This window comes from Aeromonas sp. s6 (genome assembly GCF_040907815.1).
GTDB classification, from domain to species: Bacteria; Pseudomonadota; Gammaproteobacteria; order Enterobacterales; family Aeromonadaceae; genus Aeromonas; species Aeromonas caviae.
Window position 1 is genome coordinate 31,895 of sequence record NZ_JBFOCN010000029.1, and the last position, 13,431, is coordinate 45,325.

Consider the following 13,431-nt stretch of genomic DNA (forward strand, 5'->3'; position numbering starts at 1 on the left):
TCTGTTTTCTGTATCCGGTCATCGTGCCGACCCGCATTCAGCAAGAAGGAATTCGACCATGTTAGATACCAACCTCAAACAACAACTCAACGGTTACTTGCAGTACATCGTCAATCCCATCGAGATCAGCGTGTCCGGCAATGACAGCGACAAATCCGCCGAACTCCTGGCATTGGCCAGCGAGATTGCCGAGATGTCCCCCAAAATTTCCCTGACCGATGGCACCAATACCCGCAAGCCTTCCATGAGCATCGCGCCCCAGGGCCAGGCCCCGCGCGTGCACTTTGCCGGCATTCCCATGGGTCATGAATTCACCTCCCTGGTGCTCGCCCTGCTGCAAAGCGGCGGTCACCCCTCCAAGGCCGATCCGGCCGTGCTGGAGCAGGTGAAGAACCTCAAGGGCGAGTTCCACTTCGAGACCTATATTTCACTCTCCTGCCACAACTGTCCGGACGTGGTACAGGCCCTGAACCTGATGTCCACCCTGAACCCCGGCATCACCCACACCATGATCGACGGTGCCCTGTTCCAGGATGAGGTGAACGAGCGTCAAATCATGGCGGTCCCGAACGTCTACCTGAACGGTCAGCCGTTCAGCCAGGGCCGCATCTCGCTGGAAGAGATCGTTGCCAAACTCGACACCGGCGCTGCCGAGCGCAAGGCGCAAGAGCTGAGCGAAAAAGCGCCTTATGACGTGCTGGTGGTGGGCGGTGGCCCAGCCGGCGCCGCCGCGGCCATCTATGCCGCCCGCAAAGGCATTCGCACCGCCATTGTCGCCGAACGTTTCGGTGGCCAGGTGATGGACACCGTCGGCATCGAGAACTTCATCTCCGTGCCCTACACCGAGGGCCCCAAGCTGGCCGCCAGCCTGGAGCAGCACGTGAAGCAGTACGGCGTGGAAGTGATCACCGAGCAGCGCGCCGCCGCCATCAGCAAGGATGGTTACGTCAACGTGGACCTCGCCTCCGGTGCCACCTTGAAGAGCCGCGCCGTGATCCTGGCGACCGGTGCCCGCTGGCGCGACCTGAACGTGCCGGGTGAACTCGAGTACCGTACCAAGGGTGTGGCCTACTGCCCCCACTGTGACGGCCCCTTCTTCAAGGGCAAGCGCGTGGCGGTGATCGGTGGCGGCAACTCCGGCATCGAGGCTGCCATCGATCTGGCCGGCATCGTCGAGCACGTCACCGTGGTGGAGTTCGCCGATACTCTGCGTGCCGACGATGTGCTGCAGAAGAAGGCCCGTTCCATGGGCAATATCGACATCATCATGAGCGCCCGCACCACCGAAGTGATCGGCGACGGCAGCAAGGTGGTGGGCATGGACTACGAAGATCGCACTACCGGCGAGATCAAGCATCTGGCGGTGGCCGGCATCTTCGTCCAGATCGGTCTGGTGCCGAACACCGAGTTCCTCAAGGGGAGCGAAGTGGCCCTGACCCGCTTTGGCGAAATCGAGATCGACACCAAGGGTGCCACCTCCCTGCCCGGCGTCTATGCCGCAGGGGATGCCACCACGGTACCGTTCAAGCAGATCATCATCTCCATGGGGGCAGGTGCTACCGCCGCCCTGGGTGCGTTTGATTACCTCATTCGCAACCCGGCGCCGGAAGCACAAGCTACCCAGGCCGATGCCGTGACCGCCTGATAACCGCCCAACAAAAAACCGACTCCCTGGAGTCGGTTTTTTTATCCCTGTCGTTGGGTCGCCAGCCTTCAGCGCCCCTGCGGCGCGTCCCTCTCCTGCCCCTCTTCACTCACCGCTCTCTCTTCTGCATCAGGCACGGCATAGCTCGCCGGCACTGCCTCCCCTTCCAGATCCGTTCTTGGCTCCAGCTCCGCCGTCATGGGGGTGTTGGGGGGCACAGGTATGAAAACCTGATGCTCCGTCAGCGGAATGGGGGCTCGCTTACGCCTGCGCCAGCCGAGATAGGCCGACAGCAGCAGACCGCACAGGGCAAAGTAGACGAACAGCCCCTGTGGTCCGAACGTTGCCATGGTAAAGGGGGCCAGCAGCGGACCCGTCATGGCCCCCAGGCTGTAGGCAAGCAGCAACCCCTGGTTTGCCCCCAGCACCTGATCCGGGCGCAGTTCATCGCAGGCATGGCTGAGGCTCAAGGGATAGATGGAGAACGCCATGCCCCCCAGCAGGAAGACAAGAGTCCCCTCGACTGGCTCACGCCAGGGCTCCGGCAGCAGCACCATCCACAACGCGATCAGGGTCAGCAGGGCGCAGAGCAGCAGGATCACCAACCGTCTGTCGTAACGATCAGATGCACGTCCGATAGGATATTGCAGACACATCCCCCCCAGGATCACCAGCGCCATCATGTCCGCCACCTGGGAGAGGGAGGCACCGCTGTCGGTGAAATAGAGCGGCAACAGCCCATAGATGGCCCCGAGGATGAGGCCCGAGGTAAAGCTGCTGCCCATTCCCGCCGGAGTGAGGCGCACCAGCTCCAGCATTCCCACCGGCTGGGGTGCCACCATGGCCGGCGTCGCCACTCGGGAGAGAGCCAGAGGCACCACGGAGAGAGTCGCCGCCATGGCGCACAGGGCGAACGGCGTCAGCACCATGGGGTCCACCTGCTTGAGCTGCAGCTGGCCCAGGGCGAGTGAGCCGTACAGCAGGATCATGTAGAGGGACATCAACCGCCCCCGGTTCGCCGGGGTGCTTGAGACCAGCATCCAGGACTCCAGCACCACGAACAGGCCGCCGGTGGCAAACCCCCCGATCAGCCGCAGCGCCGCCCAGGTGACAGGCTCCACCACCATGCCGTGCAGCAGAAACAGAAAACAGAGCAGGGAGGCATAAGCCGCATAGGCCCGGATATGCCCCACCCGGGTGATGAGGCGGGCATTGATGAAGGTCCCCAGCACCAGGCCGCCGAAATAGGCAGCCGACACCAGACCGATGGCCTGGGCGGACACCTGCTCGGCGGAGAGACGCACCGTCAGCAGGGTATTGAACAGACCGTGACCCAGAATGAAGATCACCAGACTGGTCAGGGGGGACAGCAACCTTGTCAGTGCCATGGAGCCTCCTCGCAATAAAAGGGTCATGGTAGCCCCTGCCTCCCGCCCCCTTCAACCCGAATGCCCTCCCCCTGCGGGGCTATGCTTGACGGGAACCCCACATGGAGATCCGAAAGATGAGACTCATGCTGTTGTTGGCCGCCCTGCTCTTTTGCGGCAGCGCCCTCGCCTTCCACTGCCCCATGGACATGAAGAAGATAGACGACGCCCTGGCCGCAGGCCCCGCCCTCAGTGCCGAGCAACTGGCCGAGGTGAAGCAGTTGAGGGCGGACGGAGAGACCCTGCACAACGCGGGCAAGCATCAGGAATCGGTCGATACCCTGGCCAAGGCCATGGCCATTCTCAGCATCGATCAGGGCTGATACCGCCCCTTCGCCGCGCGACGGTCTCTTTCGCATCGCCCGGATACAGACCGCCAAAATGAAACAAGGCCCTCGCCATCACTGGCGGGGGCCTTTTCACTGCGGATGTCAGCGCTGAACGGGGCTACACCCGGCCACTGTAGACCAGAGTGCAATAGTTGAAGGCTATCTTGCCGTCAACGGCGTGGCGAGCAAACTCGCGGCGAACGAGCGCCGTCATCTGGTCGTGGGCCGGCGTGCCCGCCACAGGCGCATAGGAGGAGGAGTTGAGCCGTCCAAGCACCCCGTCAAGATCGAATAGCTGGCTGTTCTCGAAGCGATCGAGCCGGTACTCCCCGGTGAAGAAGGCGCGAAAATCCGCCTCACCGAGGTTGCGATGATTGACCTCCTCGTAATCCCCCGAGTAGGCGTGCAGCCCCTCTTCATAGGCCTTGAGAAACGGGGTGTTCGTCAGCCTGTCATTCCAGATGAGGGCGACCTGGCCACCGGGCTTGAGCAGCCGCTGGCACTCCTGCCGAAAAGCCGCGCGATCGAACCAGTGAAACGCCTGGGCGACCGTCACCAGATCCATCGCCCCCGTGGGCAGGCCCGTGGCTTCCGCACTGCCGTGCAGCCAGCCGATGTTCCCCACCTGAGCAAGCAGCCGTTTGGCGGCAGCCCGCATATCGTCATTGGGCTCCACCGCCCAGACCCGCGCGACCCGGGGGGCCAGCAGGGCGGTCAGGATGCCGGTGCCCGCGCCGATGTCCGCCACCTGGGCCTCTGGCCCCATGGCCAGCTCCCTTGCCAGAAAATCCAGCATGGCGGCGGGATAACCGGGTCGATATTTCACATAGGCTTCGACCCGGGTCGAGAATCGCTGGGTACTGTCCATGGCAGACTCCTCTCTTGATGCGGCCTTCATGCCAGCTCCCGGCCTGGTGACCAGGATCCCCATGCCACTACACTTGACCTCATCATGCAAGCCCCAAGCGGGTGGCAAACGGCGTACAGGCTGGCTTGTCACCCAGCGAAGCAGCAAGCGCTGCGGGCGGCAGGATACCCATCGGGGCGCCCGCTCACAGGCGTCGAAGGACAAACACCAGGATGGAGCTGCGACACAATGAGACCAGTCAAGAACAGGATTTGCCTCTGGTATGACGGGGATGCCGAGGAGGCGGCACGGTTTTACGCCAGCCTCTTCCCCGACTCCGCCGTCGGTGCCGTACACCGGGCCCCGGCCGACTATCCCGCCGGCAAGAAAGGGGACGTGCTGACGGTCGAGTTCAGGGTGATGGGGATCCCCTGCCTCGGCCTCAACGGCGGGCCCGGGGTCCGCCACAACTGGGCGTTCTCGTTTCAGGTGGCCACCCAGGACCAGGCCGAGACGGATCGCTACTGGCACGCCATCATCGACCATGGCGGTCAGGCGAGCGAGTGCGGCTGGTGTCAGGACAAGTGGGGCATCTCCTGGCAGATCACCCCTCAGGTCCTCATCGAGGCGATAAGCGATCCCGACCCCGAGGCAGCGAGACGCGCCTTCGAGGCCATGATGCAGATGGACAAGATTGACATTGCCACCATCGAGGCGGCGCGCCGGGGCGAGTAGCCCGTTCGCACGGGCGCCGCACACAACAAGGCCACCCCTGGGGGTGGCCTTGTGCATATTGGCTGTCAGCTCTTCACGGCGCCGCGATTACTTGGCGTAATCCTCGGTGGGTACGCAGGAGCAGAACAGATTGCGATCGCCATAGACGTCGTCGATACGGTTGACCGACGGCCAAAGCTTGCTGGCGCGCACCGCGTCGGATGGGAAGACCGCCTCGGCGCGGCTGTAGCCACGGTTCCACTCTGCATCCATCACGTCGTCCTGGGTGTGCGGCGCATGGACCAGGGGGTTGTCGGCAAGGCTCCAGTGACCGTCCTGCACCCGGGCAATCTCGGCGCGGATGGCGGTCATGGCTTCCACGAAGCGATCCAGCTCGCGCTTGGATTCGGATTCGGTCGGCTCGACCATCAGGGTGCCCGCCACCGGGAAGCTCATGGTCGGCGCGTGGAAGCCGTAGTCCATCAACCGCTTGGCCACGTCCATCTCGCTGATGCCACTGGCTTCTTTGAGCGGGCGGATGTCCAGAATGCACTCGTGGGCCACCCGGCCGTTGCGACCTGTATAGAGCACGGGGAAGGACTCGCCGAGCTTCTTGGCCAGGTAGTTGGCGTTGAGGATGGCGACCTGGGTGGATTTCTTGAGCCCCTCGTCCCCCAGCATGGCGATGTACATCCAGCTGATGGGCAAAATGCTGGCCGAACCGAACGGAGCGGCAGACACGGCGCCGTTGTCACGGCTCTCCTTGTCGGTCTTGACCACGGCGTGACCGGCCACAAACGGTGCCAAGTGTTTCTTCACGCCGATGGGGCCCATGCCCGGACCGCCACCGCCATGAGGAATGGCGAAGGTCTTGTGCAGGTTGAGGTGAGAGACGTCCGCGCCGATAAAGCCTGGCGCCGTCAGCCCGACCTGCGCGTTCATGTTGGCGCCGTCGAGGTACACCTGACCACCATACTGGTGAACGATGTCGCACACCTCCTTGATGGTCTCCTCGTACACCCCGTGGGTGGAGGGGTAGGTCACCATCAGGCAGGAGAGCTGGTCTCCGACCTCGGCGGCCTTGGCGCGCAGGTCGTCCAGATCCACGTTGCCAGCCTTGTCACAGGCGGTGACGATGACCTTGAGGCCCGCCATCTGGGCGGAAGCCGGGTTGGTACCGTGGGCAGAGGCCGGGATGAGGCAGACATCGCGATGCCCCTCGCCGCGAGACTCGTGGTACTTCTTGATGGCCAAGAGGCCCGCGTATTCGCCCTGAGCGCCGGAGTTGGGCTGCATGCAGACCGCATCGTAGCCGGTCACCTTCACCAGCCAGTCTTCCAGATCTGCCAGCAGCAGCTGGTAGCCTTGAGTCTGCTTGAGCGGCGCGAAGGGGTGCAGCTTGCCAAATTCAGGCCAGGTCACCGGGATCATCTCGGCGGTGGCGTTGAGCTTCATGGTGCAGGAGCCCAGGGAGATCATGGCGTAGTTCAGGGCCAGATCTTTCGCTTCGAGACGGTGGATGTAGCGCAGCATCTCGGTCTCGGAGTGGTACTTGTTGAATACCTCGTGGGTCAGCACGGCGTCGGTGCGCAGCAGATCCTGCGGGATCGCCTGATGCGTCTGGGCGGCCTGGTCGAGGGCCTCCACATCGAGGCCGTGACCCCCCCCAAGGAACAGGTCGAACAGCTCGGCCACATCGCCTCGGGTGGTGGTTTCAGAGAGGGACACACCGACCGCACCGTCCAGATCCGCGCGCAGGTTGATGCCGAGCCCTTCGGCCTTGGCAATGAGTGCAGCTTTGTCCGACGTCAGTACTGTGAGGGTATCGAACCAGCTTCCGTGCTTGAGAGTCACGCCCTTGGCAGTGAGGCCGAGCGCCAGGATGGTGGTCAGACGGTGCACGCGGGAGGCGATGGTTTTCAGCCCCACCGGGCCGTGGTAGACGGCGTAGAAGCTCGCCATGTTGGCCAGCAGCACCTGGGCGGTACAGATGTTGGAGTTGGCCTTCTCGCGGCGGATGTGCTGCTCGCGGGTCTGCATGGCCATGCGCAGGGCGCTCTTGCCACGGGCATCCTTGGAGACGCCGATGATGCGACCCGGCATGGAGCGCTTGTAGGCGTCGCGGGTGGCGAAGAAGGCGGCGTGGGGGCCACCGTAACCCATGGGCACACCGAAGCGCTGGGCACTGCCGAACACCACGTCGGCACCCAGTTCACCCGGGGATTTGAGCAGCAGCAGGGAGAGCATGTCGGTCCCGACGCAGGCCAGCCCCTTCTGGGCCTGGACGGCGGCAATGAGGGAACGCAGATCGGCCACATTGCCGGTGGTCCCCGGGTACTGGAACATGGCACCGAACACCTCTTCGCTCACGGCCTCGCCCGCAGGGCCGACCACCACATCGAAACCGAAGTGGACCGCGCGCTCCTTGACCACGTCGATCACCTGGGGGTGAACGTCGTCGGCCACGAAGAAGAGGTTGGATTTGGATTTGGCCATGCGCTTGGCCAGCGCCATGGCTTCGGCGGCGGCGGTGGCTTCATCGAGCAGGGAGGCGCTCGCCAGATCCATGCCGGTGAGATCCAGGGTGAGCTGCTGGAAGTTGAGCAGGGCTTCGAGACGGCCCTGGGCCAGCTCGGGCTGATAGGGGGTGTAGGCGGTGTACCAGCCCGGGTTTTCCAGCACGTTGCGCAGGATGACGTGGGGCACGTGGGTGTCGTGGTAGCCCATGCCGATGTAGCTCTTGGCGATCTGGTTCTTGGCCGCATAGCCCTTGAGCTTGGCCAGGGCCTCCACTTCGGTCATGGGGGCGCCGATACCAAGCGGCCCCGGACGACGGATGGCGGCGGGGACCGTCTGCTCAATCAGATCGTCCAGGCTCTCGGCACCCACGGTGGCGAGCAGGGCCCGCAGTTCTTCCTCACCCGGGCCGATGTGACGGCGGATGAAATCGGTTTTTTGCTCGAGTTCAAACAGTGACTGGGTCATTTCCCTATTTCCTGGTAATAGGTCCTGGCATGACATCCTGATAACCAAGACCTGATGTTCCTGTAGCCGGTCGATACCGGCTCCACTCATGTTCTGTGTCCGCCGCGGGCAGACGGGGAATGCGGCAAGGGCATCCCGAAGGCGCAAAGGCTGCGCCTTTCCTGCAACCGCCATGGCCGCAGGATGGCAGTCATACAAGTGGGCCCTGCTGTGTTGGCAGGGCCCGGGGGCATTACTCTTCGTCCACCACGTTCTGGTAGCCTTCGGCATCCAGCAGGTTGGCGAGCTCGCCCGCGTCGTCCAGCTTGATGCGGAACAGCCAGCCGGCGCCGTAGGGGTCGGAGTTGACCAGCTCGGGGCTGCCTTCCAGCTCTTCGTTGACGGCCAGGATCTCGCCGCTCACCGGGCTGTAGATGTCGGAGGCGGCCTTGACGGACTCCGCCACGGCGCAATCTTCACCGGCGCTCACCTGCTTGCCCACTTCCGGCAGATCGACGAACACCATGTCCCCCAGCAGATCCTGGGCGTGCTCGGTGATGCCGACCACGGCTTCGCCGTTGGCTTCAACACGGACCCACTCGTGGGAGGTGGCATATTTCAGTTCGCTCGGGATATGGCTCATTTGTGCTTCCTTTATGCTCTTGGATCGCTTCAACAAAAATGGGGCGGCGAAGGTCAACCCTCGCCGCAATCAATGATTACACCAGCGGCTGGCCGTTGCGCACGAAGGCCGGCTTGGTGACTTTCACGGTGACCTGCTTCTTGCGGATCTCCACCTGGGCCTGTTCGCCGATATCGCGGGGCACCCGCGCCAGGGCAATGCTGTAACCCAGGGTGGGCGAGAAGGAGCCGGAGGTGATCACCCCTTCCCGTGTTTCGCCGCTCTCGCTGGTGAAAGTGACCGGCATGCCGGCACGCAGCACGCCCTTTTCTTCCATCACCAGACCCACCAGCTTGGGCTGGTTGCCGGCGGCCTTCTGGGCTTCCAGGGCGGCGCGGCCGATGAATTGGCGGGAGGCAGGCTCCCAGGCCAGGGTCCAGGCCATGTTGGCGGCAAGCGGAGAGATTGACTCGTCCATGTCCTGACCGTAGAGGTTCATGCCCGCTTCCAGGCGCAGGGTATCACGGGCACCCAGGCCGCAAGGGGCCACGCCGTTGTCCAGCAGGGCCTGCCACAGATCGCACGCCTTCTCTTGGGGAACCACAATCTCGTAGCCATCTTCGCCGGTGTAGCCGGTGGTGGCGATGAAGAGATCCCCGGCCTGCACACCGAAGAAGGGCTTCATCCCTTCGACCGCCGCATTCTGCTCGGGGGTGAACACCTTGGCCGCCTTGGCCTTGGCGTGGGGGCCCTGCACCGCGATCATGGCAAGCTCGGGGCGCTCGGTCACGCTCACGGCAAAGTCGATGGCGTGATGGCGGATCCAGGCCAGATCCTTCTCGCGGGTAGCGGAGTTCACCACCAGGCGGTAGAAGGTATCGGTCAGGAAGTAGGTGATGAGGTCATCGATGACGCCGCCTTCCGGATTGAGCATGCCGCTGTAGAGGGCCTTGCCGGGGACGGTGAGTTTGGCCACGTCGTTGGCCAGCAGGTGTTGCAGGAAGGCTTTGACCCGCTCGCCGGTCAAATCGACGATGGTCATGTGGGAGACATCGAACATGCCTGCATCGGTGCGCACCACATGGTGCTCTTCCAACTGGGAACCGTAGTTGATGGGCATCTCCCAACCGTGGAAGTCCACCATCTTGGCACCCGCTTCCAGGTGTTTCGGATGCAATACAGTAGTCTGGATCATCGCTGTGTTTCCTTAAGCGTTCGCGACAACACTCGCAATCCGCCCCGGCTCGTCGGGAACTACGGACCACAAGCTCTGTGCTCGTTCCCGCCCGGGCGGGCAGGAGTGATTCCTTGAACGGAGCGGATTATATGACAAGCGTGCCGGGGCACCGCTCAAAAAAAACTAATCCTCACCCGACTCACTGACACCAGACACTAAGGCAAAAACAGTGATAAAAACAGCCAAAACCGCGCCATTGCGGGATTTAATGTTGATTTTTACCGTCCCGTCACAATTTACAGAAAAACGTTTCGCTTCTCGCCAACATTAAAGGCTGACCCCCCAAAGGGTCATCTCGCCCTGTCAGATTAGTTTTTTTGTTAAAACCCCGGGGTAAGATTAGATTTTTTCACCCTTGGCCAGGGTGGGCAGCTCCCCATCCAGCCCCATGGCGGCCCGGATCATGCCCTGCTTGAGGGGGCCAAGACCGTCGACGGCGCGAAGCCCCACCCCGCGCACCAGCTTCTTGAGGGGGTTGCTGCCCGCAAACAGTCGCTTGAGCCCCTCCATGGCCGCCAGCATGCGCGCCGCCTCGCTCTTGCGCCAGCGCTCGTAGCCCCGCAGGTTGGCGAGCAGGCCGATGTCCGCGCCCTTGCCGTGATGAATGAGGATCTGCTCCGCCAGGGCGGCGGCATCCAGCAAGCCCAGATTCACCCCCTGCCCCGCCAGCGGGTGGATGGTGTGGGCCGCATCCCCCACCAGCACCAGGCGCTCGCGGGCAAAGTCGCGGGCGTAGCGGGCGGTGAGCGGAATGGCGCTGCGAGCCCCCTCCACCTTGCACAGCCCGAGGCGCCCATCAAAGGCGGCGGTGAGCTGGCGGTTGAAGCCGTCGTCATCCAGGGCGCAGAGCGCCTCGGCGCGGGCCGCGGGCACAGACCACACGATAGAGCAGAGGTCGGGCTGCCACAGGGGCAGGAAGGCGAGCGGCCCCTGGGGGGTGAAGATCTGGCGCGCCACCGCCTCATGGGGCTCGGCACAACGCACCGTCGCCACCAGGGCGTGATGACCGTAATCCCAGCTGGTGAGCGGGATATCGGCCTGACGGCGCACCCAGGAGTGGGCGCCGTCGGCGGCCACCACCAGCTTGGCCGAGAGGGCCTGGCCATCTTCCAGCAGCAGCAGGGCGCCCGCTGGCCCGCACTGCAGGCTGGTGGCCCGGGCCGGGGTCAGCATCTGGATATTGCTGGCCCCCGCGATGGCGTCCAGCAGCGCAAGCTGGATCACCCGGTTCTCGACGATGTGGCCAAGGGCCCCCTGACGCAGGCTGGCAGCATCGAAATCGATGTGGCCGAAACTGTCCTGCTCCCACACCTGCATCTTCTCGTAGGGCTGCAGGCGGCGCGCCACTATGCCGTCCCAGGCGCCGACCCCTTGCAGGATGTGCTGACTCGCGAGGCTCAGGGCACTGACCCTGTTGTCCGGCGTCTCACCGAGCGTTGCATCGGGCAGCCGGCCTTCCACGATGGCCACCTTGATCGCCCGGTTCTTGAGGGCGGCAGCGAGCCCCAGGCCCACCATGCCCCCCCCCACGATCACCACATCCACATCTTGCATCTGCATTCTCTTGTGTCCTTTCCGGGCGGGTCGCCAGGATCTGCGAGGCGACGCCCACAGGCGTGCCTCTTGCTCGAAATCGTCTTTGCCGCCGGGGCGACAGCGCTTATTGGCCGCACACCTCGCCCACGAATCCCAGGGTGCGGGAGGCGAGCGGTGCCTTGAGCCAGGGCACTCTGCCCATCAGGGAGAGCGCCAGATTGCGGCCCACCACCAGGGGAGCGTGATGGTTTGAGAAGAGCTGGGCCAGGGAGGACGTGAGCCAGACGGTCTGGGCCTGATCGTCCCGCCGCTGCTGCCAGTAGCCGCTTAGCACCTCAAAGCCGCCGATGTCTTCCCCCGCCGCGAGCGCACGGGCCAGGGTCCGGGTCAGCACGTCCAGATCCCGCATGCCGAGGTTGAACCCCTGACCGGCGATGGGGTGCAGCAGGTGGGCGGCGTTACCCACCAGCACGGTGCGCTGGGCCAGCGGGTAGTCGGCCACCGTCAGCACCAGCGGATAGAGGTGGCGCACGCCGGTACGCTCGATGCGCCCGAGGCGCCAGCCAAAAGCCTGCTGCAGACGGGCGAGAAAGGCGGCGTCATCCAGTGCAAGCAGCCCCTGTGCCTCGTCCCGCGGCACGCTCCACACCAGAGAAGAGAGGCCGTCCTGCATGGGCAGCAGGGCCAGCGGCCCTCCATCGGTGAAGCGCTCGAAGGCCCGTCCGGCGGGATCCTCGGCGGTCTTGACGGTGGCGATGATGGCGCTCTGGCCATAATCGTGGCGACTGACCGGCATCTTGAAATGCTGGCGCACGAAGGAGTGGCCCCCGTCGGCCGCCACCAGCAGCCGGGTGCGGTAGCGCGCGCCGCCCTCCAGGGCGAGCGTCACTCCCGCCTCGTCGGGGTCGATGGCCTCAAGCCTGGCCGGGCACAACATACGGATCTGCGGGCAGGCGGCGATCGCCTCTTGCAGCACGATGCCCGCCGCCGACAGCTCGATCACCTGACCGAGGGCGGGTAGACCATACTCCGCCGCCGACAGCCGGGTCTGGCCACAGTGGCCCCGATCCGACACATGGATATGGGTGATGGGGGAGCAGTGGGGTACCAGGTGCGGCCAGAGGCCGTGACGGGCCAGCGCCTCGCAGGTACCGGCGGAAAGCGCGATGGCACGGGCATCGAAACCGGGATGAGCATTGAGCTCGGGCGCACTGGCCTCCAGCAGCAGGATCTGCAGGGGGGCGCCATCCTGTCCTTTCAGGGCGGCAAGGGAGAAGGCCAGCACGGCACCGCTCATACCACCGCCGACGATAGCCACGTCGACGTGAACCAGATCAGATTGAGACATGAGAAGAGGGCATAGGCGAAAAAACGTGGGCCAATCCTACCACAAAGGTGGCGGACGGGATGCGAAGCCACGGGCAAAAAACCGCTTTGGCACCATGGGTTAGCAGAGTGCCTCCCCTGCTCTCGCCCCTTGTAAAACAGAAAGAGCGCCGTGATGCGCTCTTTCATTGACCCGGTGGGCGGGCAGATCAGTGCAGGGTCGGCGGCATGCTCGGTGCAGCCGGGCGCTTGCCAAACTCCTCGAACGCCATCATGACCCCGAGGCGCACGTGTTCGTAAAGCACCAGGAAGGAGGCTTCGTTCTCTTCATCTTCCTGATCGAACTCGGCAGAGACCTGGGTGATGCTGGCGATGTCCTGAATCATCTCCTGCAGCTCTTCGGATGCCTTGGAGAGCTCCTGTTGGACCACGCCAAAGCCGGCCAGGAAGGCCTGGGACCAGTCCACCAGCGAGTCGATGCGCTCATCGAGCGGCGCCTCGTCGCTTGGCAGCAGCAGCTCGACGCCCTTTTGTGCCATCAGGCTCTCGATCACCTCGTGATAGAGGTCGGTCATCACCTGGCGCACCGGTGCCGGCAGACCGAAACCGTCGTTGATCAGATCATTGAAATGGGGCTGCCAGCTTTTGTCGTCCAGGGCCACGCCACCGCACACCAGGCCGCAGATCACGCCATGGGCCTCGACGGCCGTCGCCATGAGGTCGTGCTGTGCCATCAGGTCCGCCACGGCGGCGTATTTCAGGGGGGTTGTTTTGCTCATCTAGG

Annotated in this window: 11 protein-coding genes; 3 read left to right on the forward strand and 8 right to left on the reverse strand. The window is 64.0% G+C overall.

Annotated elements, in window-relative coordinates:
* Positions 1–58: 58 nt before the first annotated feature.
* Positions 59–1,645 (forward strand): alkyl hydroperoxide reductase subunit F, encoded by a 1,587-nt coding sequence (gene ahpF, locus AB5Y50_RS03680; RefSeq protein WP_010675075.1) that lies wholly within the window; start codon positions 59–61, stop codon positions 1,643–1,645.
* 68 nt (positions 1,646–1,713) lie between these two features.
* Here the strand turns inward: ahpF and AB5Y50_RS03685 are convergent, their stop codons facing one another.
* Entirely contained in the window at positions 1,714–3,033 is a 1,320-nt protein-coding gene (locus AB5Y50_RS03685) for an MFS transporter (protein ID WP_043154769.1), read from the reverse strand.
* A gap of 116 nt (positions 3,034–3,149) precedes the next feature.
* On the opposite strand from AB5Y50_RS03685, the gene AB5Y50_RS03690 reads away from it, so the two are divergent.
* Positions 3,150–3,395 carry a hypothetical protein gene (locus AB5Y50_RS03690; RefSeq protein ID WP_041201636.1) on the forward strand — a complete coding sequence of 82 codons (246 nt, stop codon included), beginning with the start codon at positions 3,150–3,152 and terminating at the stop codon, positions 3,393–3,395.
* Positions 3,396–3,519: 124 nt separating this feature from the next.
* On the opposite strand, the gene AB5Y50_RS03695 is transcribed toward AB5Y50_RS03690, so the two are convergent.
* Positions 3,520–4,269: a class I SAM-dependent methyltransferase gene (locus tag AB5Y50_RS03695; RefSeq protein WP_010675078.1), complete on the reverse strand. Its 750-nt coding sequence runs from the start codon at positions 4,267–4,269 to the stop codon at positions 3,520–3,522.
* 228 nt (positions 4,270–4,497) lie between these two features.
* Between AB5Y50_RS03695 and AB5Y50_RS03700 the strand changes: the two genes are divergently transcribed.
* A complete protein-coding gene (locus AB5Y50_RS03700) occupies positions 4,498–4,983 on the forward strand; it encodes a VOC family protein (protein ID WP_223930459.1) in 486 nt (161 codons plus the stop codon).
* Positions 4,984–5,070: 87 nt separating this feature from the next.
* On the opposite strand, the gene gcvP is transcribed toward AB5Y50_RS03700, so the two are convergent.
* The 6 genes from gcvP to AB5Y50_RS03730 form a co-directional block, all read right to left on the reverse strand.
* On the reverse strand, positions 5,071–7,947 hold the full coding sequence (gene gcvP, locus AB5Y50_RS03705) for an aminomethyl-transferring glycine dehydrogenase (RefSeq protein WP_010675080.1): 2,877 nt from the start codon (positions 7,945–7,947) through the stop codon (positions 5,071–5,073).
* 232 nt (positions 7,948–8,179) lie between these two features.
* Positions 8,180–8,569, reverse strand: coding sequence for a glycine cleavage system protein GcvH (gene gcvH, locus AB5Y50_RS03710; protein WP_010675081.1), 390 nt, complete (start codon positions 8,567–8,569; stop codon positions 8,180–8,182).
* A 76-nt stretch (positions 8,570–8,645) separates the two neighbouring features.
* Entirely contained in the window at positions 8,646–9,743 is a 1,098-nt protein-coding gene (gene gcvT / locus AB5Y50_RS03715) for a glycine cleavage system aminomethyltransferase GcvT (RefSeq protein WP_010675082.1), read from the reverse strand.
* 381 nt (positions 9,744–10,124) lie between these two features.
* On the reverse strand, positions 10,125–11,345 hold the full coding sequence (locus AB5Y50_RS03720; RefSeq protein WP_010675083.1) for an FAD-dependent 2-octaprenylphenol hydroxylase: 1,221 nt from the start codon (positions 11,343–11,345) through the stop codon (positions 10,125–10,127).
* Positions 11,346–11,445: 100 nt separating this feature from the next.
* A complete protein-coding gene (gene ubiH, locus AB5Y50_RS03725; RefSeq protein ID WP_029314704.1) occupies positions 11,446–12,669 on the reverse strand; it encodes a 2-octaprenyl-6-methoxyphenyl hydroxylase in 1,224 nt (407 codons plus the stop codon).
* 187 nt (positions 12,670–12,856) lie between these two features.
* Positions 12,857–13,426 (reverse strand): UPF0149 family protein, encoded by a 570-nt coding sequence (locus tag AB5Y50_RS03730; RefSeq protein WP_010675085.1) that lies wholly within the window; start codon positions 13,424–13,426, stop codon positions 12,857–12,859.
* Between the last annotated feature and the right edge of the window lie 5 nt (positions 13,427–13,431).